Source organism: Olsenella massiliensis, assembly GCF_001457795.1.
Classification (GTDB): Bacteria; Actinomycetota; Coriobacteriia; order Coriobacteriales; family Atopobiaceae; genus Olsenella_F; species Olsenella_F massiliensis.
Window position 1 is genome coordinate 682070 of record NZ_LN898211.1, and the last position, 24473, is coordinate 706542.

General features: G+C 58.4%; 24 protein-coding genes. 19 read left to right on the forward strand and 5 right to left on the reverse strand.

The features are described 5' to 3' along the window. Positions 1-18: 18 nt before the first annotated feature. On the reverse strand, positions 19-1272 hold the full coding sequence (locus BN3001_RS07025) for a sn-glycerol-1-phosphate dehydrogenase (protein ID WP_058271040.1): 1254 nt from the start codon (positions 1270-1272) through the stop codon (positions 19-21). A 672-nt stretch (positions 1273-1944) separates the two neighbouring features. Here BN3001_RS07025 and BN3001_RS07030 point away from each other — a divergent pair. The 16 genes from BN3001_RS07030 (at position 1945) to BN3001_RS08260 (ending at position 18091) form a co-directional block, all read left to right on the forward strand. Continuing rightward, positions 1945-2388 (forward strand): PTS sugar transporter subunit IIA, encoded by a 444-nt coding sequence (locus tag BN3001_RS07030; protein WP_058271041.1) that lies wholly within the window; start codon positions 1945-1947, stop codon positions 2386-2388. Between the two features lie 31 nt (positions 2389-2419). Beyond that, positions 2420-2920: a PTS sugar transporter subunit IIB gene (locus tag BN3001_RS07035; protein WP_058271042.1), complete on the forward strand. Its 501-nt coding sequence runs from the start codon at positions 2420-2422 to the stop codon at positions 2918-2920. 2 nt (positions 2921-2922) lie between these two features. Beyond that, the gene (locus BN3001_RS07040; protein WP_058271043.1) at positions 2923-3711 is read left to right on the forward strand and encodes a PTS mannose/fructose/sorbose/N-acetylgalactosamine transporter subunit IIC; all 789 of its coding nucleotides are present in this window, start codon (positions 2923-2925) and stop codon (positions 3709-3711) included. After that, positions 3711-4568 carry a PTS system mannose/fructose/sorbose family transporter subunit IID gene (locus tag BN3001_RS07045; RefSeq protein WP_235815075.1) on the forward strand — a complete coding sequence of 286 codons (858 nt, stop codon included), beginning with the start codon at positions 3711-3713 and terminating at the stop codon, positions 4566-4568. The genes BN3001_RS07040 and BN3001_RS07045 overlap by 1 nt, the downstream gene beginning before the upstream one ends. A 74-nt stretch (positions 4569-4642) precedes the next feature. Continuing rightward, positions 4643-5695, forward strand: coding sequence for a zinc-dependent alcohol dehydrogenase (locus BN3001_RS07050; RefSeq protein ID WP_058271044.1), 1053 nt, complete (start codon positions 4643-4645; stop codon positions 5693-5695). Next, the gene (locus BN3001_RS07055) at positions 5692-7191 is read left to right on the forward strand and encodes a xylulokinase (RefSeq protein WP_070638520.1); all 1500 of its coding nucleotides are present in this window, start codon (positions 5692-5694) and stop codon (positions 7189-7191) included. Before BN3001_RS07050 ends, BN3001_RS07055 begins: the two co-directional genes overlap by 4 nt. Beyond that, on the forward strand, positions 7188-7781 hold the full coding sequence (locus tag BN3001_RS07060) for a DUF4428 domain-containing protein (protein ID WP_058271046.1): 594 nt from the start codon (positions 7188-7190) through the stop codon (positions 7779-7781). The genes BN3001_RS07055 and BN3001_RS07060 overlap by 4 nt, the downstream gene beginning before the upstream one ends. A gap of 89 nt (positions 7782-7870) precedes the next feature. Beyond that, positions 7871-8710 (forward strand): class II aldolase, encoded by an 840-nt coding sequence (locus tag BN3001_RS07065; RefSeq protein ID WP_058271285.1) that lies wholly within the window; start codon positions 7871-7873, stop codon positions 8708-8710. Positions 8711-8878: 168 nt separating this feature from the next. After that, the gene (locus BN3001_RS07070) at positions 8879-9487 is read left to right on the forward strand and encodes a hypothetical protein (RefSeq protein WP_058271047.1); all 609 of its coding nucleotides are present in this window, start codon (positions 8879-8881) and stop codon (positions 9485-9487) included. A 264-nt stretch (positions 9488-9751) separates the two neighbouring features. After that, positions 9752-10798: a zinc-dependent alcohol dehydrogenase gene (locus BN3001_RS07075; RefSeq protein ID WP_058271048.1), complete on the forward strand. Its 1047-nt coding sequence runs from the start codon at positions 9752-9754 to the stop codon at positions 10796-10798. Between the two features lie 24 nt (positions 10799-10822). Further along, on the forward strand, positions 10823-11677 hold the full coding sequence (locus BN3001_RS08250) for a GntR family transcriptional regulator (RefSeq protein ID WP_082630044.1): 855 nt from the start codon (positions 10823-10825) through the stop codon (positions 11675-11677). A gap of 73 nt (positions 11678-11750) precedes the next feature. Then, complete coding sequence (locus tag BN3001_RS08255) at positions 11751-12440, forward strand: ribulose-phosphate 3-epimerase (protein WP_082630045.1); 690 nt, start codon at positions 11751-11753, stop codon at positions 12438-12440. Between the two features lie 32 nt (positions 12441-12472). After that, positions 12473-13360: a class II fructose-bisphosphate aldolase gene (locus BN3001_RS07080; protein ID WP_058271049.1), complete on the forward strand. Its 888-nt coding sequence runs from the start codon at positions 12473-12475 to the stop codon at positions 13358-13360. A 186-nt stretch (positions 13361-13546) separates the two neighbouring features. Next, positions 13547-14956, forward strand: a complete 1410-nt coding sequence (asnS, locus tag BN3001_RS07085; RefSeq protein ID WP_058271050.1) for an asparagine--tRNA ligase — start codon at positions 13547-13549, stop codon at positions 14954-14956. Between the two features lie 744 nt (positions 14957-15700). Then, positions 15701-17614 (forward strand): C69 family dipeptidase, encoded by a 1914-nt coding sequence (locus BN3001_RS07090; RefSeq protein ID WP_197407472.1) that lies wholly within the window; start codon positions 15701-15703, stop codon positions 17612-17614. A 180-nt stretch (positions 17615-17794) separates the two neighbouring features. Then, positions 17795-18091: a hypothetical protein gene (locus tag BN3001_RS08260; RefSeq protein WP_235815077.1), complete on the forward strand. Its 297-nt coding sequence runs from the start codon at positions 17795-17797 to the stop codon at positions 18089-18091. On the opposite strand, the gene BN3001_RS07100 is transcribed toward BN3001_RS08260, so the two are convergent. The 4 genes from BN3001_RS07100 to BN3001_RS07115 form a co-directional block, all read right to left on the reverse strand. Continuing rightward, the gene (locus BN3001_RS07100) at positions 18071-18376 is read right to left on the reverse strand and encodes a barstar family protein (protein WP_058271053.1); all 306 of its coding nucleotides are present in this window, start codon (positions 18374-18376) and stop codon (positions 18071-18073) included. The genes BN3001_RS08260 and BN3001_RS07100 overlap by 21 nt on opposite strands. A 15-nt stretch (positions 18377-18391) precedes the next feature. Then, a complete protein-coding gene (locus BN3001_RS07105; RefSeq protein WP_082630047.1) occupies positions 18392-18928 on the reverse strand; it encodes a ribonuclease domain-containing protein in 537 nt (178 codons plus the stop codon). A gap of 34 nt (positions 18929-18962) precedes the next feature. Next, positions 18963-19403 (reverse strand): aminoacyl-tRNA hydrolase, encoded by a 441-nt coding sequence (locus BN3001_RS07110; protein WP_058271054.1) that lies wholly within the window; start codon positions 19401-19403, stop codon positions 18963-18965. Positions 19404-19499: 96 nt separating this feature from the next. Next, on the reverse strand, positions 19500-19928 hold the full coding sequence (locus tag BN3001_RS07115; protein ID WP_058271055.1) for an FKBP-type peptidyl-prolyl cis-trans isomerase: 429 nt from the start codon (positions 19926-19928) through the stop codon (positions 19500-19502). Between the two features lie 160 nt (positions 19929-20088). Here BN3001_RS07115 and BN3001_RS07120 point away from each other — a divergent pair, with 160 nt between their 5' ends. The 3 genes from BN3001_RS07120 to murI all read left to right on the forward strand — a co-directional run bounded on the left by BN3001_RS07120 (position 20089) and on the right by murI (position 24473). Continuing rightward, complete coding sequence (locus BN3001_RS07120) at positions 20089-21897, forward strand: ABC transporter ATP-binding protein/permease (protein ID WP_082630048.1); 1809 nt, start codon at positions 20089-20091, stop codon at positions 21895-21897. After that, the gene (locus BN3001_RS07125) at positions 21881-23551 is read left to right on the forward strand and encodes an amino acid ABC transporter ATP-binding/permease protein (RefSeq protein WP_235815078.1); all 1671 of its coding nucleotides are present in this window, start codon (positions 21881-21883) and stop codon (positions 23549-23551) included. Before BN3001_RS07120 ends, BN3001_RS07125 begins: the two co-directional genes overlap by 17 nt. A gap of 127 nt (positions 23552-23678) precedes the next feature. Further along, on the forward strand, positions 23679-24473 hold the full coding sequence (gene murI / locus BN3001_RS07130; RefSeq protein WP_058271056.1) for a glutamate racemase: 795 nt from the start codon (positions 23679-23681) through the stop codon (positions 24471-24473).

Genomic DNA, 24473 nt, shown 5'->3' on the forward strand with positions numbered 1-24473 from the left:
TCGTAGCTGCACGCAAAACTACAGTTCTATCATTCTGCTTATCCTGTTGAAGGTTGCCCTTCTTCGTGCGCTTGGCGAGAACGAGATCAGATTCTTGGCATGAGAAGACGGAATGTCAATCGATTCGAGCGTCTGCTTCATTCCAATGCTGGAATAAAGTGACCGAAGCGAATCTGCTGTGGGAATGTCCTGCACAACGCCTCTGATGGCTGGCCATGCGGACACGAGCATCTCGGGAGATACCATCTCAATTTCGTCTACGCTGTTCTCCTGGGCAATCCCTTCGTAGAGTTCATTGCCCCAAAAACCTCGAAGCTCTTCTTCGGAGAAACGACGATATGGAATGACGTGGCTTGAAATATCCTCAATCTTGGCGAGTCTGTGGTAGTACTCCGAGATTAGGATCGTGCCGACTCCCACCTTTTCCCCATGCAAGCCTGAAGAATGGATTCTGATGCTCGGCGGCTCCATCTCGATGGTGTGAGAAATATGATGCTCGGAACCGGAGGCTGGCCTTGAGTTTCCCATGAGCTGCATTGCCAGGCCGGATAGCAAGAGGGCATATATCAGGTTGGCCGTTGCGGCCTCGTCGCCCTTTGGCACTCGGTTGCAGCACTCAAAGACGGTGTTGACGGCATTCATGGTTAGGTCATTAATTCTCTTACAGAAATGCTCGCCATTCACGAGGTGAGTAATCTTCCAGTCCGCAAGGGCAGTGAACTTTCCGATGATATCGCCTATGCCAGACAAGGAAAGTCTGAGTGGTGCAGCGTTTATTACAGACGTATCCGCAATGACGAGTCTGGGCGCAATTCCTGGCATCGTGGTTTTTACGCCCTGCCAGGTCATGGCTGATACTGTCGAGCAGAAGCCATCGACACTTGCGGCGGTCGGGCAAGCCACAAAGGGAATGTTGAGCTTGTGCGCACAGTAGCGCGTCGTGTCATGAATGGTCCCGCTTCCAATGGCAACGAGATAGTCCACCTGGTGACCTGAGAGCTTCTCCAAGACCTCTTCGGTGGCATGCTCGTCCGCATGCAAGCCGGTGGGGTTCAGAATCACATCAACCTGGGATTTTGGTCTTGTCAGATTACTGGCATCGTATGTGTTCTCGTCATAGATGGTGCCTCTGGTTCCAGAGATAGTGAACTCGTCCATAATGGAATCAAAGTTTGACATCAAGCCTGAATCAATGAGAGCTGCTTGGGTTGTCATCACATGGTTGGTGCCACATTCGCATTGTCCGCTGAGCTTGGTGCTGTCGATTTTCACTGCCGGCTCCTTTCGCGAGCTATGGCCATCGCAACCCTTTGCCTGTTTTTCAATGGCGCCAGAAGAAGACTCTCAAGCAGGGGAGGCTACCTATGTTCCATCCGGATGCCTCTCTCGTTCCGCGCGAGAGGAGCGACTCCTTGCAAAGGGCCATAGTAGAGACAGCAAAAGTATAGCTCCCATGAACTAGAAAAGAACCAATTTGAGTAAAAAAGAACCAAGTGGTTTTTACACCCGCATAACTGAATTTATACGCCAGATTCAGGATGGCGATGAGGAATACACTAGAATCGACACCACCGGACGAGGCGCGAGAAGGGGTTTCGTACTATAGGACCAGTTGAATTAATTAATACAAAATTACTTAATAATGATATAAATATAGCTTCATATAATGAAGAATCCTCTTTATATGGCTCATAGGACATATATAAACCACTCACTGACAAAAAACTACCATTCATAGCAATACCACTGGTACTAAATAATAACAATGTACTTATTTGTACTAATTGGAAGATTATATGTGATAGAGTCAATTCATAAATTGAAGGAATGTACACCTTAAAACCACTGGAATTCTAAGAGCGATATCAGTGTGGTGGCTCACTGCGAAACCTAGGGGTTTTGTCAGGAAAAATTAGTGCTATTTCAGGGGGAGGGGCAATAGTGATGAAATTTGTTTTGGTGTCGCACGGAGATTTCGCGAAGGGATTGCTCAGCGCGGCAACCATGCTTCTCGGCCCACAGGCGGAAATAGAGGCTGTTGGTCTCTATCCGCAGGATGAACCAGAATCGTTTCGCACAAGGTTGGAGGCAGTCCTCCTTCCGGAAGATGAGGGGAATGTCATCTTCTTCTCTGACTTATTCCACGGTACTCCCTTCAACGTAGTGACTGACCTCTCGCGTGATCACGATATCTACCACGTCACCGGTGTGAACCTCGCCGTCCTTCTCGAGGCCCTACTTTGCAGGAGTGATCCTGGAATCTCGTGCCAGATCGTTTGTGACAACGCGATAACTGCTGCGAAGGAAAGCGTGCTCGATGTTCGAGAGCTTCTTTCAAGCAATATTGAAATTGAGGACGAAAACGAAATCGAAAATGAGGAGTTCTAGTTCGTCACAGCGTTGGAAGGGAGTGGAAGTAATGAGAAATGTGGTCTGGTCTCGTGTCGACGATCGTCTGATTCATGGGGAGGTGGTCACGGCATGGACTCCCTCAATGAACGCCAATTGCATCTTGATTGTTGACGACGGAGTTGCCGCTGACACCTTTAATAAGCGTGTGATCAAATCTCTGGCACCTGCGGGTGTCAAGGTCTTCGTTATCACTGTCGAGAAGGCCGCCGAACGCCTTGTCGCAGAGGGAAGGCCCGGGGAGCGCATCATCGTTCTCACTAAGTCTCCCATCGCCTTCGCCCAGCTTATTGACGCTGGCGTTCCCATTCGGCAGGTGAATCTCGGGGGAATGGGAATCAGGGGGAATCGCCGGCCCTTTGTTAAGAACGTATCTGCTTCCCCGGAAGAGGTGGATGCAATCGAGCGGATGAGGGAGAAAGGAGTGCGCGTTTTCTATCAGCTTGTTCCCGAGCAAGGGGTTACTGAAGTAGACGATGCAATTATCAAAAAGTATAGGTCGGAGGCATAAGAATGGCACCAATTCAAGCTTTGCTGTGTGGCATTGTCTATTGGCTCGCAGTGGGAAACCTTCCCTTTGTTGGCCTGTGGTCCCTACAGCGCCCATTAGTCTGTGGCTTTGTTACAGGAATCATCCTTGGCGACCCCCTCCAAGGCGCGCTAATCGGCGGGACGATTAACCTTGTCTATCTCGGCTTCATCTCGGCAGGTGGATCAATGCCTGCGGACATGGCGCTCGCGGGTATTCTTGGCACGGCTTATGCGATCGTAGGCAATATGGGTGCCAATACGGCTCTCGCTCTTGCCGTTCCAATCGGCATTCTTGGAACTATCGTCTGGTATCTCCGTATGACCTTTGACTCGATCTTTGTTCACATTGGCGATAGGTACATCGAGAACGAGCAATACAACAAGATCTGGCGAGCCAACGTGCTGTTCCCCCAGATGTTCTGTGCAGTTATCGCTGTGATTCCCTGTGCGTTGGCGGCATACTTTGGAGCTGCCTACATCCAGGGACTCCTTGACGTGGTTTCCGGTCGAATTCTGACGGTCTTTGAGGTTATCGGCGGTCTTATGCCTGCACTGGGAATCGGCATAACACTTCAGTATATCTATAAGGGGCCTGCTCGCGTGTTCCTGTTCATGGGCTTCATACTTGCGGTCTACTCAGGAATGGGATTGCTCCCGCTCGGTATCATCGCTGCGCTTGTTGCCATCATCTACGTGCAGGTAACTGCAACTGTTGGATCAGCTACCCCAGCCATTGAGGGCGCAACTGAGGATGACGAGGAGGAATTCTAATGGCGCAGGACAACAATACCGTGATGGCCCGTGAAGGCGGACTCGTCACCAAGAAGGCCCTTTTGCATGCGTGGTTCAACTGGGAGACGTTCGTACAATGCTGCTATAACTACGAGAGGATGATGGGGCTGGCGTGCGCTCACGTTTTCGTCCCCATTATCTACTGCCTGTATAAGGATGACCCATCGAAGCGCAAAGCCGTGATGCGGCGTGAAGCAGAGTTCTTCAACGTGCACATTGAGTTCGGTGCCTGCATCCTCGGTTTGGCGATTGCTCTCGAAGAGCAGATGGCAATGGGGGAGGATGTTCCTGGGGAGCTTATCACCAATCTCAAGACTGCTCTCATGGGTCCTCTGGCCGGCGTTGGCGACACCATTTGGCAGGGCGTCGTCATCCCCATTCTGTTAGGAATTTGCATAGACCTCACTTTGAAGGGCGCAGGAATATGGGGGCCGATTCTCTACACCATTCTCATTTGCGGCGGCGCATATGCTTTTAGCTACATCAACTTCATGTTTGGCTATCGCGCAGGTAGCGAGGCGGTGCTGAACTTCATAGAGAGTGGGAAGCTGGACCAGGTTTTAACAGGCGCCTCCATCATGGGTTGCATGGTTATGGGTGGCCTCATCGTGAACTACGTCAAGGTCACATGCGGCATTGATATCGTCACTTCGGGGTCCACGTTTAACATCCAGGCCGACTTCTTCGATCAGGTGCTGCCAAAGGCATTGCCACTGGCAGCCACTATGGGCATTTACGCTCTTCTCAACAAGCGTTGGTCGTCCCTTAAGATCATCGGACTGATTGTCGCTGTCGGCATCGTCTTCGGTGCAACGGGCATTCTCACCTACGCGTAACAATCTCTTCGTGGCGTGACGGGTCACCTCCGGTGGCTCGCTACGCCACGCTCTTGAGAAAGGATCATTCCAACATGAAGGCATGTTTAATGATTGCTCCGGGTAATGTGAAGGTCGAGGAAATCGAAATGCCTTCCATTGGAAGTAACCAGGTACTCATTGAGGTGAAGGCCGCTGGAATATGCACCAATGACATACGTGACTACCTTGGGGACTGCGATTACTCATACCCGCGCATTGGCGGTCACGAGTATGTCGGAGTGATTCACTCCATGGGCAGCCGCGTGAACACAAGTCGCTTTCATGTTGGGCAGAAGGTAGTCAACTACATCATTGACGATTGTAAGGAGTGCTACTTCTGTAAAACGGGCAATGAAAACATCTGCGAGGACTTCCCTCACTCCAAGGTTTTTCACAATGAGGATGGAATTTCCGGCTATTGCGGGTTTGCCCAGTACGTCGCCGCAGATGCGAAGGATCTTGTGGGGTATGAGAAACAAGACTCCTGGGAGAGGATGGCTCTAACGGAGCCACTCGCGTGCGTTGTCAACAGTGTCAATCGAGCCAACATCGAGTTTGGTCAAGACGTCCTCGTCGTGGGCGGCGGGACAATGGGACTGCTGCACGTGATGCTTGCAGTCAGTCGTGGTGCTCGGGTGTTTTTGAGCGAACCAATGGCTGATCGTAGGAACAAGGCGCTTGAACTCGGCGCAAGTGATGCCTTTGACCCCACAAGTGTCAATCCGATTCAGACCATTAAGGACCTTACGGGCGGACGTGGGGCGGATGTGGTCTTTGATACCGTTGCGCTGCCGGAAATTGCCGGTCAGGCCATCGAGATGACGGCCCCCTGCGGGACCTGCATCCTGTTCAGCTCCATTCATCCCAATGAGTCCATCCCGGTTGCCATCAATGCCGTGCACGCTCAGCAAAAGACGATTACGGGCGCAGAAAGCCCAACCGTGCACTCCTTCTATCAAGCAGTGCAACTAATTGATAAGAAGATAATTGACCCTTTGCCGCTGGTTGAGAAGGTGTTTGACTACACGGACTTCCAGGCCGCCATCGACGAGGCGATGCGTCCCGACACTTATAAGGTCATCGTAAAGTTTGGTATGTGGGAATGAAATACGTCGTCGGCATAGACCTAGGAACCTCATCAGTAAAGCTTGCGCTTGTCAGCAATGCTGGCGTGCTGGCGAAGGAGTGCCAACGAGAGTATGAGCCCACTCGTCCCCATCCTGGATGGAAGGAGATTGACCCAGCGCTCTGGTGGGATGCGACATTCGATGGTCTGCGCGAGCTTCTGTCGGGAGGTCCCGTTGATGTTGCCTGCATCGGAGTCACCGGTCAAATGCATACCACCGTTTTTTTAGATGCGCGTGGAAACAGTATCCGTCCAGCAATCATGTGGAACGACTCAAGGACCTCGGATATGGTCGGACGTGCCAGAAGGACTCTCGAAGACATCGGAGAGAAGTATCTATCTCAAATCATTTCCTGCGGGAGTCCCGCTCTGAACCTTCTTTGGCTCAAAGAGAATGAGGCAGAGAATTACCACAGGTTGTACAAGTTCCTCATTGGTCCGGATTGGCTTGTCCACCAGATGACCGGCTCGTATCTTGGGACGGACTACTGTGAGGCATCAACTTCGTCGCTATTCAATCTCTCAAAGAAAAAATGGTCATATGCGGCGATTGACGCTCTCGGCCTTTCGCGTGCGCTCCTGCCGAACGTGAGGAGTAGTGCTGAGATTGCCGGGACACTACACGACGAGTATGCCAAGGCACTGGGGTTGTCTCGAGGAATCCCCGTCATTGTCGGTACGGGAGACAATCCGGCATCCGCCTTGGCAACAGGTTGTCTGCAGAATAACTTGCCCGTATTGTCACTTGGCACCTCGGGTGTCCTGATGTTCACACGCCCCCATTTTGACCCTGCATTCAAGGGGAAGAACATTCAGGTCTCACTTCAGGGCAATGACGTAATCAATCTCGTTCAGGGGACCGTTCAGGCCTGTGGCTTGAGCTTCAGTTGGTGGAACAAATCCATCCTGATGAGGGATAGTTTTGACGAGGTGGAGTCGGAGATTACAGCTGAATTCGAACAATCTCCAACGAGAAAACCCCTCATCTACTATCCCCATATTTCCGGGGAAAAGACAATCTATGGAGACGCCTCCCTCACCGGGGCATTTATCGGCCTGACCAGCGACGTAACGAGAGCTCAAATGACGTTGGCTGTCATGGAGGGAGTTGCGTTCGGGGTATGTCAGCTCGCTGAGGAGATGCAGGTTTCCTTGACTGACTTTGACGCCCTCAAGGTAATCGGAGGCGGCTCAAAGAGCGACACATGGATGCGCGTCCTGTCGAGCGTCCTCAACGTGACAACGGTACGATCTGAATCATACGCAAGTGCCTCGTTTGGGGCTGCACTCCTTGCTCTGAGCGCCTTGAGGGGCAATTCATCGCTCGTGCAGCGTAACCTTCCCGTCGATACAATGCAGCAGTTTCATCCCAACGAGGGGCTTTTGAGGCACTACGAATCGGTCTATTCAAAGTTTTTGCGTGTTCATGATGCAATCAAGCTTGTCCTTGGGGATCGAAGCGAGGTGAGTTCTTGAGAGAGAAAGCTACCTGCGATATATGTGGAAAGAAGCTCGGTTTTAGGAAGTTTAAATATAGCACTGGGGTAATTTGCAAGGACTGCTATAAGCTCGCTTCCGAGAGCTACACAACGACTATTGCGGAGAAAACATTCGATGAGGTGATGGCTGCTTACGACAGGCGCAAGAGCCAACTCGAGAGCGATGTGAATTTTTTGCCGACGAAGCGCGTCGCCAACTACCTTCAGATTGACGAGCGGCGCGAATTGATTTGCCTGCCCAACAATCGCTTGATCGGATTGATAGCAGGCGATAAAGAGGGACTTTCTGCTCCAGAGTACATTAAGTGGGCGGATGTGTACGCCTGCTCAATCGTTACAACTCCCCGCCTGACTCAAAGTCAGATGCGTGGAGAGGGAATCGCCGAAGGAACCACCATCTCCTCGCTTTCGGTGGAAATCAAGACCCGTCGTCCCAAGGCCTCCCATGTCATTTGCTTCTTGAAAAACAAGACTAGAGTAAAGAGCTTTGCCTTCAGACACACGTTTGATTTGACAAAAAGGTGTGTGGATATGGTCAATCAGTACTGCATTGGCAAGGAGTCTTAGGCCGCGCATTCGGCTCCATCGGACGAGCAGCGCCGTAGCGCAAAAAAGAGCATGAGATTACAAGCGCGTTGTTGAAAATGGAGGACGCTATGGCTTTGGTAGATATGAACGAACTCGTGACAATCGCAAAAAAGAACGATGTTCTTCTGCCGGCATTTAATACGACCAACCTTGAAATGACACTGGCAATCATGGACGCATTTGAGCGCGCCGGAATGCCGGGAATTATTCAAATCGCGCCAACAAACGTGAGGCTGTCGGGATATGAGTACATCTCTACTATTGTGCATATGGCGGACAAAAGCTATAGCGTCCCCTTTGCGCTCCATCTTGATCATGGCAAGACGATTGATGATGTCAGAAATGCTGTGAATGCGGGCTTCACATCGGTAATGATTGATGGAGCGGCGCTGCCCTTTGAAGAGAATATCCTGTTCTCGCGACGCGCGGTCGACTACTGTCACTGCAAGGGCGTGCCGGTAGAGGCAGAGCTTGGGGCAATTAAGGGCAAAGAAGACGACCACGTATCCGAGGCGGATTTGAAGACTGATCCCAGCCAGGTGAAAGAGTTCGTTGAGGGGAGCGGCTGCGATCTTCTTGCAGTTTCCGTCGGAAATGTCCACGGTCTTGAGGACACCCCAAAAATCGATCTGCCCCTCTTGGAGAAGATATCCGCAGTTAGCCCCTGCCCGCTTGTTCTCCATGGTGGATCTGGGATTGAGTACTCGACAATCTTTGCTATGAAAAAGTACAACATGGTTAAGATTAACATCGCCAGCGATCTTCGCCGCGCCTTTATCAGCTCTGTCGGCAAAGCGTATGAGGCAAATGCTATGGAGCACAATCTTGCCAAGGTGCTTCTTGAGGCACGCTCGGCCGTAACCGAGGTTGCTTACAAGACCTTGCTTGCTATCAATGGCATGGAGTAAGGGCAATTTTTTCGACAGAAGGCCACTACCATTCCGAGCTTAGGGACGAAGGATCGGTGCTGCTAGATTCGAATTTTGCGTGATATGCGTGTCTGCACATTACATAACGCAAAGTGATAGCAAGCTGACGCGAAGGGGTAGTAGGCACGAGGGAGCTGGAGCGTCTCAATGGGCATCTTATCGAGTCAGGCTACGCCTGGAGACTATACGGCTGAGGTATTTAAGCCGATAGACTCTCGTGACATGTATATCTGGGATGTTAATGATGTCATGGCGGATGGAAAGCCCATCAAATCGGTCCGCAACAGGCCTTGGAGCTTCTTTATTCTTGGCGCGCTGGCAATTGGTTTCTTTATCTGGACTGGGCCAGGTTTTATTGTGGTCAATCTTATCCTGCTTGCACTCCTGATAGTCCTGACATTTGTAACGAGCAACGATCCTGTTATGACGCTATATCCGGACGTAATAATCTGCCATAAATGGAAAAACCCAAGCTCAATATGTGTAATACCCCGTGACAAGGTCGCATATTGGAACTCTCCGATTGGCAGGGCGGCTGGCATCCAAATTGTGTTCAGCGATCCGATGGATGAGAAAAAGAACGTCAGCATCACAATAAAAACGATGAACTCGTTTGGGGTCGTCCAGCTGCTTGACAAGTATTTCTATGACAAGTCCTTGTCAAGGATGCAGCTTGAGCATACTGCGGCTTCAACCAAGGGCAAGCTCGGAAGAAAGCTCAGAGAGAACAATCGATTCGGACGTTCTGCAGAGTGAAAGCTCGTTACAACGAGCAAACTCTTTGCAGAAAAAGGAAGCCACGCAGTTTCCTAACCGGTTTTGTATGGATAGAGGGTGATGTGCTTTTTTAATAATAAAAGAGAGATGGCATCATAGAATAATACCAGTAAAAAAGACCACTTGTATTATAATCAGACCAATTTATACTCGTGTTGTCTTGAGCGCGACAAAGTTCTCAGCTTTTTAGTCAGTAGCAGAGCAAGTGTCCAGCAGGTGTTTATGACGCGCGAAGGAGAGAGCATGCCAGAAAAAATGAAGACAGTCGTATTTCATGGTGTCGAGGACCTTCGGGTTGAGGAGTACGAAGTTCCACCCGTAGGCTATGGGCAAATTCTGGTTCGCGTCAACGCATGTGCCATTTGCACCTGGGAGCAGCGGGTTTACAAGGGCATCAACAAGGTTGAGTACCCGTTTATCGGCGGCCACGAGATCGCTGGAGTGGTCCAAGAGATTGGTCCCGGGGTTGACGAGAAAATGTGGCATGTCGGAGACTCGGTTGTATGTGGTGTGCAGCTTGCGTGCAACAGCTGTGCCCAGTGCAAATCCGGTAACCAAAATGCGTGCAAGAACTTTGACCACAGCAAGCATCTTCCAGGGCTTCCTTACCATGGAATGGGTGGGTTGAGCTCACATTATCCGGTAAACGTATCAAGCTGTTTCAAGTATGATGGCATCCCACCCACTCAGGCGGCAATCGCTGAGCCAGTGTCCTGTGTGGTGCGCTCAATCGAAACTGCGGATATCCATTTTGGCGATGTTGTGCTCGTAATCGGATGCGGAATCATGGGACAACTTAATGCCCTTCTTGCGGCAAAGAGGGGTGCAATGGTTATCGTGTCTGACATGAATGAGCAGCGGACAGACCTTGCCCTTTCTCTTGGGGCCAAGTTTGCCATTAATCCCTCAAAGAGTAACCTGCACGATCGAATCTTCGAAATCACGAGGGGTGAAATGTGTGATGTGGTGATTGACACCACCCCCCTTACCAGCGTCGTGGCCGAGGCGGCCTCATGCCTGGCAAATATGGGCAAGCTTGTGTTTTATAGCTCCTTCCACCCGGATACCCCAGTTCCCTTTAGCCCAAACACCCTGCATGGACATAACCTGCAATTTATTGGGGTAGCCAACTCAAGCCAGGGTGATTTTGTGAGGGCTACTCGTCTGCTCTCCGAGGGAGTAATTTCTGTCGAGCCGTTCGTGAGTGAAAGCTATCCTGTGGAGGAGGCCAAGGCGGCCTTCGAGTCTGCCTGCAAGGGAGACAAATTCAGGGTGGTTATCACCTTTTAGGTGCGATAGATTCAACAGGATGTAATGGCTGCAACCATGAGACCTGAAGCAGAGAGAGAGTATGCAACCTTGTCAACGTCCACGAAACTCCGGCTGAAAAAAGACAAAGGCATTCCTTTGTATGTATCACTCAAGAACGAACTTGAGTCGCTTTTTTCTAGCACTCCTGCGAATACCCCTCTTCCCGGCGAAAGAGAGCTAAGCGAACGATACGGAGTCAGCCGGACGACGGTAAGAAAAGCCAAGGATCTACTCAGCCGCGATGGAGTAGTGCATAACGTTCATGGAGTGGGGTCCTTTAGCAAGGGTGCCGAAGTTCACTCCTCTGACAGGTCTTTTGCCTTGAGTAACAGACAGATTTCCTTCTTTGATCAAGTGGTTTCTCAGGGCGGAATACCCACCTCAAAAGTTCTCGTGCAAGATATCAGGGAAGCTGATGCGAATATTGCTGAGCGCCTTGGAATCAAGCCAGGGGAAAAGATTTTTTCGCTAGAGCGTTTGAGATACATCAACGGGGAGCTGTATCAGATTGCAAGCTGCGTCATCCCGCTGCATCTGTGCCCTGACTTGATTAAAAGAGATTTTGCTGAAGATGTGTCCCTTTACCGTGTGCTTGAGGAGTATGGGATAGTACCTGCCTATGCATTAAAGAAAATAAAGATCGTAAAAGCAGATGATTATGACTCGGCCCACCTGGGCATCGAGCCTGGCAGTCCTGTTGCCGTAACCTACGCTACCACCTACGACTCCTCTTCTTCGATAATCGAATACTCTGTAACGAGGTCGCTGGCATACATTTTTGAGGTACAAATGGCAATTTGTGATAATGGGTTTGCAAAAAACCTGGATAAGATATTCGACATCAACACTGAAGGATAGGAAGTGGCGTCCGCGAACGCGGGTTGAGACCATAGGCTCGTGGCTGAAAACGTACTAGATTAAGAGGTCCAAAGTGTCCGCAAACGTGATGATTTTCCCGTCGCTCGCCTGCTGCGATCCTGGAAAACGTGTCAACTACCTGCGTGCCTTCGAGCAAGCGCATGTTGAGGCGATTCACTTTGACGTGACAGACGGGCACTATTCTCCGACTATCTGTTTGGGGGTTGATGACTTCAAAGACGTGAGGAGGCACACCAGCCTTCCCATTGACCTGCATCTTGCCGTACAAAACCCTGAGCAGTGCATTGATTTTTTTCCTTTGTGCCAAGGTGATAGATGTAGCTTCCATCCCGAGGTTTGCAATCAGCCCTACCAGACGCTACAGCGGCTGGCTAAGAGAGGCGTTCACGCAGGCCTTGCCATTAGTCCTGGAGTGCCTATCGACTATCTTCGTGAGTGCTTCGGAGTGTTGGATTTCGTGCTGGTAATGGCTGTTAATCCGGGTTTTGCCGGGCAGAAGATTGTGCCGAATCATTTTGAGAAGCTTGCTAGGGTGGTTCGTCTTGCGTGGGAGTCGGAGTTGCCGATGGAAGTGATTGTGGATGGGAACACAACTGCCGAACATGCCGCCCGCATGGTTGGTATTGGGGCTTCTGGGCTAGTTGTGGGTAGCTCGTCGCTCATCCACGGCAGTCCGAGCAGATTCCTAAAAAAATATCCAGAGTATTTTGCGCGTGTTTCCGGAACGGTTAGTGCGAAATAACGAGGTCTATCGAGAAGAGATTGGAGCAGGGTATGTTAGTAAATTTGAGGGATATATGTAGTATTGCTGAACAGAATAATATGGCAATTGCTGCCATAAACGTTGCAAGTTTTGAATCAGTGCGAGCTGCGCTCGATGTTGCCGAGCAAACAGGCCACCCCATCATTATCCAACATGCTCAAGGGCATCAGCACCTTGCTCCCCTCAAGGACATTGGCCCTACCATGATAGCTCTGGCAGAGCGTTCAAGCGCACTTGTCTGTGTCCATCTCGACCACTGCGAGGACCTCTCCTATGCGGTGCGTGCGCTGGACATGGGGTTCACGGGCGTAATGTTCGACGGCTCCGCCCTGCCATATGAAACCAATGTCGAGCGATCCTGCCGTATGGCATCGCTCTGCAGGGACTATCAAGCGGGTCTCGAGTGTGAGATTGGCTCGATGGGTAGCCGCGAAGCGGGCGAGAAGGATGAGGGTGGCACGGTCGAGGAGTCTGGTGCCGTATACACCAATCCAGATCAAGCTGCTGAGTTTGTCAAGGTTACCGGTCTTGACATTCTCGCGTGCTCATTTGGCACCGTGCATGGCATCTACAAGGGAGAGCCTCACCTCAACTTCGATGTTCTTTCGGACATTCGTGCCCTTGCCAAGGTTCCCCTGGTGATGCATGGGGGATCGGGAGTCTCAGACGAAGATTATGCGCGTGCCATCGACGCTGGCATTCGCAAGATAAACTACTACACCTATGGCGCAAAGTATGCGGGGGAGGCAGTCTGCGCGCTTGCTGACAGGCGCCGCAGCGCAAAGCCAGGCGCAGTGGTGTACTGGCACGATATGACTCGCACCGCCTACGATACCCTGAGGGATACGTTTGAGCATGTCGTGACGGTCTTTGCCAATGGAGCCTTGCCGATGGCGTAACCAACACCACGGCCGTCTAGCTCCTTGCCCCTACAGCAAGAGTACATTGAACGTCTCTGTCGATTGCCGCTGTCCCGGTACATTCGGGGCAGCGCGCTGCGATTTGGCTGCCGTTAGGCTATCGTGTGCATGTTTTGAGGGAGAAGCCCCACGTGACCTGGCGGCAAACTGACTGGAGGGCAGCAGATGGATCGTACGAGAATCGCGAGGCTCTATGCGGACAAGGAGGCGCTGGGCGGATCGACGCTCACCGTCGCCGGCTGGGTCCGCTCAACGCGCGACATGAAGAACTTCGCCTTCGTCACGCTCAACGATGGCAGCTGCTTCAAGGACCTGCAGGTAGTCCTTAACCGGGACCGCCTTGGCGACGAGACCTACAACCACATCGTCTCTCAGGGCGTTGGCTCGGCGCTCGTCGTCACGGGCGAGCTTGCCCTCACGCCCGACCGCCCGCAGCCCTTTGAGCTCCAGGCGACGGAGCTCGCGGTAGAGGGGGCGTCCGCACCGGACTATCCCATGCAGAAGAAGCGGGCCACGCGCGAGTTCCTGCGTACCCAGCAGCACCTGCGGAGCCGCACCAACCTCTTCCGGGCCGTGTTTCGCGTGCGCAGTGAGGCGGCCTTCGCCATTCACCGCTTCTTCCAGGAGCGTGGCTTCGTCTACGTCAACACGCCCATCATCACCTCGTCGGACGCCGAGGGCGCCGGTGAGATGTTCCGCGTCACCACGCTCGACGTCGAGAACCCCCCGCGCACCGAGGACGGCAACATCGACTGGTCGCAGGACTTCTTTGGCAGGCCCACCAACCTCACCGTTTCGGGCCAGCTGCAGGCCGAGAACTTTGCCCTTGCGTTTGGGGACGTCTATACCTTTGGCCCCACCTTCCGCGCCGAGGACTCCAACACGCGGCGCCATGCGGCGGAATTCTGGATGGTCGAACCCGAGATGGCGTTCTGCGATCTGGCGGGCGACATGGACGTCGCCGAGGCCATGCTGAAGTACGTCCTCAACTACGTCATGAGCAGCTGTGCCGACGAGCTCGCGTTCTTTTCCAAGTTTGTCGACAAGGGCCTGCTCGACCGTCTGAGGCACGTTGCCACGAGCGACTTTGCCCGCGTCAGCTACACCGAGGCCGTCTCCATTCTCAAGGCGGCGCAGGCGTCCGGCACCACGTTTGAGTTCCCGGTAAGCTGGGGCGTCGACCTGCAGACCGAGCACGAGCGCTACCTCACCGAGCGGCATTTTGGATGCCCCGTTTTCGTGACGGACTACCCCGCCGCCATCAAGGCCTTCTACATGCGCCTCAACGACGACGGCAAGACGGTTGCCGCCGCCGACTGCCTCGTGCCCGGCATCGGCGAGATCATCGGCGGCTCTCAGCGCGAGGAGCGTCTGGACGTGCTTGAGGGTCGCATGCGCGATCTGGGGCTCGACCTTGACCAGTACCGCTACTATCGCGACCTTCGGCGCTTCGGCGGATGCCGCCATGCGGGCTTTGGCCTGGGCTTTGAGCGCCTCGTCATGTACCTTACCGGCGTCGACAACATCCGTGACGTTCTGCCGCACCCACGCACCGTCGGCAACGCCGAGTTCTAGGGAATCGTCGGAACTTTCTAGGGGGCTGTCGGATGGTATAGCTTGCAGCCTGCGATTTGCCCGGACCCCCCGGACCCCCGGAGAAAACTTTGAAACTATTAGAGAAAGCTCTGAGATTATTAATGACCGGAGAGGGCTCACGCTGAGCATTAATTATTTGCATCCTGGGAAAACGTCTTATCAATGACCAAATCGGCCTGACTTGGTCATTGATAATTTCAAGCATGCTCGCAGGCGCGGGGCGATGCTCGCGAGCACGGGAAGACGCGCCCGAGCAGGGGGCGATATGCCCGAGCATGGGGCGACGCGCTCGGACGTGGGGAGCATGCGCGGCGGCGTGGCACGATGATTAGCAGCATAACTACCATAAATATTCAATATAATGCTTTGAAGTAATATTTAAATCATCCTGTTAAACAAAGGATACAACCTCATACATTAAGATAGGTACATTGGATATCTAGACTAAGCTAATCCACTCATCGTCAATTTCTGCACGCTCGCGAAACCGCATCATAAGGCCGGCGCTGTCCGTATGGCGCTTGGCTACGCTTGCTGCGAGGGTTCATTACAGGCTGGCGGTCGGGCCACGCGCCAGGTGGTGCAGCGTCACGCGCCAGGTGGTGCAGCGCCATGCGCCAGGTGGTGCAGCGTCACGCGCCAGGTGGCGCAGCGCGCGGCGCCGGTCGGCGCGGAATCGTCCCGTCACAAGAAGCGGAGGGTCGCATGTTGAAGAAGTCGCACGTGAGGTTTTCCAAGATTCCCCAGGTCCTGATAACGGCGGGGCTGTCGCTCGCCCTGGCGACAAGCCCGTCGGTGGCGCTCGCCTGCACGCAGATCTACGTGGGCAGCGCACAGTCGGCGGACGGCGACACCTACTGGGGCAGGTCGGAGGACTTTGCCAATCGCTATGGCAAGGCCTTTGGCATTGAGCCGGCGACCACGCAGGGCAAGACCCTCCAGTCATACGAGAACGGCGTGGACCCGTCGGAGAGCTTCCAGTACAAGATAGAGGGACCCACCTTCCGCTACACCTATGTCCGTGACACGCCGGACAACTGGACGCTTGAGGGCGACGTCGCCGCCAAGGCGTACTCTGAGGCGGGCACCAACGAGAAGGGCGTGAGCGTCTCCTCGACGTTGACCACCAACATGAACGACAAGATCGACGCGGTGGACCCCAGGGTGGACACGGGAATCGGCGAGTACTCCATCGCCGACTTCGTCCTGTCGCAGGCTTCTACGGCCCGCGAGGGCGTGGAGCTTCTCGGCAAGGTCATTGACGAGAAGGGCACGCAGGACGCCAACCAGATCGTGATCGGCGACGCCAAGGAGACCTGGATCTTCATGCAGCTGTCGGGTCACGAGTGGTGCGCCGTCAAGATGACGCCCGACGTCGTCTCGCTCAACCCCAACATGGACAACCTCAAGTTCGACGCAAACCTGGACGACGCCGAGACCTGCCTGCATTCGGCTGGCATCGTCGAGACGGCCAAGAAGGCCGGGTCCTACGTGGAGAGGGACGGCGCGATGGACGTCGCCGGCTCCTACGGCTCAACCTCCGAGGCGCAGGAGGCGGGACAGAACACCCGCTACGTCCAGGGCCATGACTACTTTGGCGACGCCAAGGTGGCGGGCACAGACTACACCACCGACGACAAGGGCCAGGTCACGAGCCTCACCAGCTCCGACCTCACCTTTACTCCCGCCTCCAAGTCGGACACCTTCACGGTGCTGAGGGCCTATGCCACCCGCGGCGAGGGCACCGACGTGGACGCCAACAAGAACGCCGACCTCTATGCCATCGGCAACAACCGCACCACCGAGACGCACGTCTTCCAGGTGCGCCGGGGGCTTGACGCCGACATAGCCACCGTGCAGTGGGAGGCCCTGTCCCGCAGCGAGTTCAGCGTCTTCGTGCCGAGCTACTCCGCGCTGCTGACCAAGGTGGACGAGAGCCTGTATCCGTCCGAGGCGAACTTTGACGTGAGCCACATCGGCGAGATCACCGAGTACAAGAAGGACGAGAGCGGCAAGAAGGTCTACGACCCGACCCTGATCGACGTCAACGAGGCGACGGCCATGCAGGACAGCGGCACCACGTACCTGGACTACGCCCTCATGGACCTCAACACCCTGGCCTACAACAACCGCGAGTCCGTGGCCGACGGGGTCCATGCCTACCTGGACGCGCTGCAGAAGGAGATCGTCGCCCAGCAGCAGGAGGTGGACGCGCAGATGCAGGCCACCGCTGACGGACCCGCCCGCAACGCCCTTGCCGACGAGGCGCACAGGGTCGTCTCGAACGAGACCTATGCCAAGGTGAACGCGCTGTTGGGCGAGGTGCGCAGCTACCTTGGGAAGGGCGACGCGTCCACGCCGTTCAAGGCGTCCGACCTCAAGGACGACGGCACGCTCGCGACGCCGTTCGCCTACGCCTCCGCCGTCAAGGACTTTGACGCCCAGAAGGCCGCTGCCGACGTGAAGCTTCCCGTCACCGACGAGGACGTCGTCGCCAAGGCCGTCGCCTCCTACCAGCCCGAGGCCGAGGTCCCCGCAAGCACCGGCCTCTCTGCGGGCAACGTTTCGCTCCTGGGCTTCCTGGGCGCCTTTGCGCTCTTTGTGGTCGGGATGGGCAGGCGCAACAAGAGGAGCTAGCCTCCCGGCGCAAGGGGCCTGGCCCTTGATGCGCGCGGGCGCCAACAGGAGTCATCCCCTCGGGCACGTCAGCGTCCCCGGGCCTCGCAAGGGGTCCGGGGACGTCCGCATGACGTCGGGGCGCCCGCCGGCAGGGCCACCTTCCATCCCTGCGACATGCTTTGGAACGGAGGAAGAGACGTGCTGAAATACGTGGCCCGCCGCCCGCTTCAGGCCATTCCCGTCCCCTTGGGCCTCTCCATCACCATCTTCTGGTCGGGCGTCCTCATGATCATCCTCTTTGCGGGCATCCTGCACCTGCTGCCGTCAGGCGGCCGCATCGACCCCATGCTCGCCCTGGTGGGGGCACGGGGCTCTTTCTGCTTGACACGCTTCTCTCGGGCGACCTCGAGGCCTTCGGCAACGCGGTCCAGCACATCATCATGCCCGTGCCCGGATGGCTCGTCCGCCGCGCCGCTACGGGAGCGTCGGGTCTGAGTCCTCGTCGCCCACGACCGTGACGGCGAGGGCCGCGTTGTCGCGAGCGGCCCTCAAAAGGACGCGACAGACGTCGTCGAGCCAGCGGGGCTCGGACGCAGGAGGCCTCCTGCGCAGGACGATGATGTGCGTGGGCGTCACGACGTCACCGAGGCAGTCGGCGAGCGCCGAGAGGTTCGCCCCGTAGTAGATCGGGAAGCCCAGGCGTCGGGCGAGGTAGGCGTGCAGAGAGGCGGCGTCGGAAACGTCCCTCTCGTCTATGACAAGGCGCTGACGTCGGGTCATGGCAGCTCCCCTGCGCTAGTACAGGCGCTCGAAGGTCCGGTAGTGGTCGGCGGTGTAGTAGATGAGCCCGTCGTCGGAGAACACGAGGCGCCGGGCGCCCCGACGGCCGCCGTGGTAGTCGATGTCGCACTCGGTCCACCTGCGCCCTGTGGCGTCGGGAAGCGCGCCGTCGTCGTTGTGGTAGCGCCCGCCACCGATGGACATCCCGGGGCAGACCTCGTCGAGGTTGCCTTTGGCGTTGTCCCAGCCGCGCTCCCTCGCCTTGGTCTTGGTGACGAAGTTGCGCGGCAGGCGCCCAAACTCGTGGACGTAGGCCGCCACCTCGTCCTTGGAGGTGTAGCTGCCGTCCTCGCGAACGACGACGCCCGCGTCGGGCGGGGTCGGGGTCGTCGTGGCGCGGGGGGAATCTCCTGCGGCGGCCCGCACGTCCGCCCCGCCGCCCAGGGCGGCCCTCCACGCCATCGCACGAGGGCCCACGATGACGGCCGCGACGACGATGATCGTCGCGAGGACCGAGAGCGCCTGCGAGAGCTTGTCCGACCTGGTGTTCATAGGGCCAGTATAGGCATCTTGGACCGCCTGCTCGCTAGTACAGCGGCAGGTCCTTGGTGAGGGGGTCTATGTCCTCTGCGCGCAGGGGCTCAAACGCCAGGCAGGTGTAGGTGGGCTCGCCATGGAACTCGGTCAGCCCCGCGTCGCGTACGAGCGCGACGACAAGCCCGCGCCTGCGACCCTCGTCCGCCAGGGCCAGGAGCTCCTCCTCGGAGTCGACGTACACGCAGACCTTGGCGACGCCCGCGTCAAACCAGTCATAGAGCGCGGTGTGCCGTCGTGCGGCATCGGCCAGGTAGGCCCGCCCACCGTCGTCGCTCGCGCGCAGCTGGTCCTGGCGCCCCTCCTTCACCAGGGCGAGGAGCACCGCCTCGACGCAGGCGTGACCGGCTTGGGCGGCAATCTTTCCCTTGCGCATCCTGAGGTCCCGCCGCATGACGATCATCTGCTTGGCCTTGTAGGACGAGACGCCCATGCTTCCTCCCCCAAACGCTCGTGCGACGTATTGCCGGGCGCGACCCCGCGCCTGCGGCGGCCGGGCCCGTCTTTGCCCGCGTCGCGACGGATGGCCCTACTTGGCCTCGAGCAGCTCGATCGTGAAGTTGAGCGCCTTGCCGGCCATCTCGTGGTTGAGGTCAAGGTGCAGCGTCGTCGGCGTCACCCTGCTGACGCGGGCGGGCACAGGGGCGCCCTGGGGCGAGCGCAGCATCAGCTGCGTGCCCACCGTGACCCCGCGCAGGTTCTCGGGCACCTCGGACATCGGGACCTCCTGCACGAGCTCCTCGCGCCGCTCGCCATAGGCGTCCTGGGGCTCCAGGCGAATCGTGACGGTGTCACCGACGGCCATGTCCCTGACCGCGCGGTCAAAGCCGGGAATCATCTGCCCGGCCATGCAGGTGAACGCCAGGGGCTCGCCCCGGTCGAGCGACGAGTCGAACTTGGTGCCGTCGTCGAGCGTGCCGGTGTAGTGGACCTTGACCTTCTTGCCTTCGTTGCTCATGCTAAAGCTCTCCTGTCCCGTTGCTGCGGCCGGCGTGATGGACGCGTGGCTCGGGAGGGTGCGCGAGACCCACGAACGCGGCCGTTTGTTACGCTTTGTGGCACAACGATTATGCCTTGCCTCGTCACGGGGGGCAAGCGAGGGGTGACGCGGTGAGGCGATGATACGGAAGAGACTCTTTGACCTGGCGCCCGACGCGCTGCGACACGCCTTGCTCGCGGCGGGCGCGAGCTGGCTGGGCCTGGTGTCGGACGTCGTGCTGGCCGGGGCCCTCGCCCGTGCGCTGGCCGACCTTTCCTGCGGCGCCGGGGCCGCCTTCGTGCCGCTGGCGCTCGTGGCGGGCCTGGCGGCCCTGCCCCTCAGGGTGCTCGCCGTCAAACGCGCCTCGGCGGAGGGATGGGCCGCCTCGCGCGAGGCCAAGCGCTCCCTCAGGCATCGTCTGCACGAGAAGCTTCTGGTCGTGGGGCCGGGCTACGACGCCCAGGTGTCCACGGCCAAGGTCGTGCAGCTTGCCGTCGAGGGCTGCGAACAGCTTGAGGCCTACTTCGGCAAGTATCTTCCCCAGCTCGCCTTCTCGCTGCTGGCGCCCCCCACGCTCGTCGTGGCGCTGGTGGCCCTGGAGGGCGCGACCTGGCCGGCGGCGCTCACGCTGCTTGCGTGCGTGCCGCTCATCCCCCTGACCATCATGGCCACGCAGAAGGTTGCCCGTCGCCTGCTCGGCGCATACTGGGACGAGTACGTCACTCTGGGCGACTCCTTCCTCGAGAATCTCCAGGGCCTCACGACGCTCAAGATCTACCAGGCCGACGCGGCGCGCCATGAGGCCATGGACGCCGAGTCCGAGCGCTTCAGGGTCGTGACGATGAGGGTGCTGCGCATGCAGCTCAACTCCATCATCGTCATGGACGTCATGGCCCTGGGCGGCGCCGCCCTGGGCATCGCCGTGGCGCTCGGCCTCCTCTCCGCAGGCTCCGTCAGTCTCTTTGGCGCGCTTCTGGTGGCGCTGCTGTCGGCCGACTTCTTTTTGCCCCTGCGCGCGCTGGGCTCCCACTTCCACGTGGCCATGAACGGCCTGGCCGCCGCCGACGCCATGTTTGCGGTGCTCGACCTCCCCGAGCCGTCAGGTGGCGGCACCGCCGACCCCGCGCCGGGGGACCATCTGCGCATGAGCCACGTGGACTTCTCGTGGGACGGCGAGCGGGAGGTCCTTCACGACGTGTCCATCGACGTGCCGTCCGTGGGGCTCACCGCCCTCGTCGGCGCCTCGGGGTCGGGCAAGTCCACCATCGCGTCCCTGCTGAGAGGCGCGGTCGCGCCCATGGGAGGCACGGTGCTGCTGGGCGGCCGTCCCCTGTCGGACTACCGTGCGCAGAGCCTTGCGCGCTATGTGACCCTGGTGCCCAGCTCAAGCTACCTCTTTGCTGGCACGGTGCGCGACAACCTGCTCATGGGCGACCCCGACGCGCCCGACGACGACCTGTGGCAGGTCCTGGCGAGCGTGCGGCTTGACGGGTACCTGCGCGCTCGCGAGGGCCTTGACACCGTCGTCGAGGCTCAGGGGGAGAGCCTCTCGGGAGGTCAGCGCCAGCGCCTGGCCCTGGCTCGGGCGCTCCTGCGCAACTCTCCCGTCTACATCCTCGACGAGGCGACGAGCAACATCGACGTCGAAAGCGAGGAGGCCATCATGGCGGCGGTGCGCTCCGTCGCGCGCTACAAGGCGGTCGTCCTCATCAGCCACCGCCTGTCCAACGTGACGAAGGCTCGCGAGGTCCACGTGCTTGACGGCGGTCGGGTGGTGGGCGCGGGCAGCCATGAGCGGCTGCTGGCGGACAGTGACGACTATCGTGCCCTGTGGGAGGCCCAGCGGGCGCTCGAGAACTTCACGCCGCGCGCTCGCGCGGGGCGCGTCGCCTTCGGGCCCGCAGGCCCGATTGACCCTGAGGAGGCCGGTGATGCGGACGCGGAGTAACGCCTGGGTCATGTGGCGCCTGTTGGGGCTGACGCGCCCGCTGGCGGGCGTGATGGCCCTGTCCGTCATCTGCGGCGTGGCGGGCCATTGCTGCGCCATCCTCATCCCCGCCCTCGCGGTGGCCGAGGCCCTCTCGCTCGCGGGGGTGACGGCAGGCGCGTGGCCCGCGCTCTCGCCAGGCGCCTGCGCGGCCGTCCTGGCGGGCCTGGGCGTCCTGCGCGGGGTGCTGCACTACCTCGAGCAGACCTGCAACCACTACATCGCGTTCAAGCTTCTGGCCCAGGTGCGCAGCCAGGTCTTTGCCAGCCTGCGACGTCTGAGTCCCGCCAAGCTCGCGGGGGCGGACAAGGGCAGCATCATCTCGACGGTCACCGCGGACATAGAGCTTCTGGAGGTGTTCTTTGCCCACACCGTCTCGCCGGTCGGCATCGCGACGCTCACCTGCGCCGTCATGGTGCGCCTCATAGGAGGCCTCGCCTGGCAGCTGGGCGTGGTGGCTGCCGTGGGCTACCTGCTGGTGGGCGTCGCGGTGCCCCTGGCCGTCTCGCGCGCCTGCGCCCCTGCCGGCGTCGCCTCGCGAGCCCAGGCGGCCGCCCTGTCAACCTACGTGCTCGACGGTCTGCGCGGCCTTGCCGAGGTGCTGCAGTTTGGCGCCGCGGAGACGCGCCTGGACGGCCTGGACGAGAGGTCCGAGGGCCTTGCGCAGACCCAGCGACGGCTCGCCGCGGGCGCCTCGACGGGCGCGGCCGTCACCCAGGCCCTCGTCGCGGTCCTGTCTTTGACCACGCTCGTCGTGGGGGCGGCGCTGTGGGGCGCCTCGTCCATCGACGCTCCCTCGGCCGTCCTCGCCACCGTGCTCCAGCTCAGCTCGTTTGGCCCGGTCATCGCCCTGGCCAACCTGGGCGGCGGGCTTCAGGGCACCCTCGCCTCCGCCCGCCGCGTCATCGACCTGTTGGACGAGGAGCCTCAGGTCGAGGAGGTCCTGGAGGGTGACGACATAGCGTTTGAGGGCGCCGCCATGAAGAACGTGAGCTTTGCCTACGACGAGGAGCGGGTCCTTGACAACGTGTCGCTGAGCGTGCCCGTGGGCGGCATCGTGGGAATCACGGGCGCGAGCGGCTCGGGCAAGTCAACGCTCTGCCGACTCCTGATGCGCTTCTGGGACGTCACCCGCGGCCAGGTGTCCATCAGCGCCCAGCGCATCGACACCATCCGCACCGACCGCCTGAGGGAGCTTGAGTCCCTCGTCGAGCAGGACACCTACCTCTTTCACGGCAGCATCAAAGACAACCTGCTCATCGCGCGACCGGACGCCAGCCAAGGACAGCTCGAGGAGGCCTGTCGCGCCGCCTCGGTGCACGACTTCATCATGAGCCTGCCGCGGGGCTACGACACGCCCGTCGGCGAGCTGGGCGACACGCTCTCGGGTGGGGAGCGCCAGCGCCTGGGGCTGGCGCGCGCGTTTCTCCACGACGCCCCCTTCCTCATCCTGGACGAGCCCACGAGCAACCTCGACGCGCTCAACGAGGGCGTGATCCTGCGCAGCCTCGACGAGCAGCGCGGCAGGCGTACGGTGCTGGTGGTGAGCCACCGCGCGAGCACCATGGCCGTGGCGGACGCGAGCCTCTCCATGGACCGGGGCAGGATGAGCTGAGAGGGACGGCGACCCGGCGCGCGCGGCACGGGGCCTTCGCAGGTCCCCGCCCGCAAACGGGTATGCTGTGCACGTGACATGACGATTATGGGCCTGTGTGGGGACATGCCGGGAGGGGGTTGGTGCCATGGCGGACAAGCGCGGCTTCGTGGGGGTCTTTGACTCCGGGATCGGCGGCATCAGCGTGCTGCGCCGCCTCGTGGACCAGCTTCCCCACGAGGACTTCGTCTACGTGGGCGACGGGGCGCACAACCCCTATGGGAGCAAGTCGAGCGAGCAGATACTCGGGTACTCCCGCGACATCGTGCGCCACCTGGCCTCCTGCGGCGCCAAGGCCGTCGTCATCGCCTGCAACACCGCCACGAGCGTGGCGCTGGCCCGGCTGCGCGACGAGTTTGCCGACCTGACCTTCGTCGGCGTCGAGCCCGCCCTGAAGCCCGCGACGGAGCGGGTGCCCCACGACAGCATCCTGGTCATGGCCACGCAGGTGACGCTGGCCCTCGACAAGTTCCAGCGCCTCGCGCGCGCGTACGGCTCAGACTCGGACGTGGTGGCCGTCCCGTGCGTGGGCCTGGCCCATCGCATCGAGCAGGGAGACCTTGACGCCCCGGACCTTCAGGACCTGCTGACGGAGCTGGTGGGCGCCTACCGCGGGAAGGTCGACTCCGTGGTCCTGGGCTGCACCCACTATCCCTTCGTGGCGCGTCAGATTCGCGCCGTCGTGGGCGACGTTCCCTTCTTTGACGGCGCCGCAGGAACGGCCCGGCGGCTCGCCTCGCTGCTGGGTGAGCGCGATCTGCTTGCCGACGATCGGCAGCAGGGGAGCGTGACCTTCCTCTCGACCCTTCATGAGCCGGGAGTCCTCGAGCGCTATCAGGAGTTCTTTGCGATGCCGCTGGACCCGGACGCGTCCTGCGCCTAG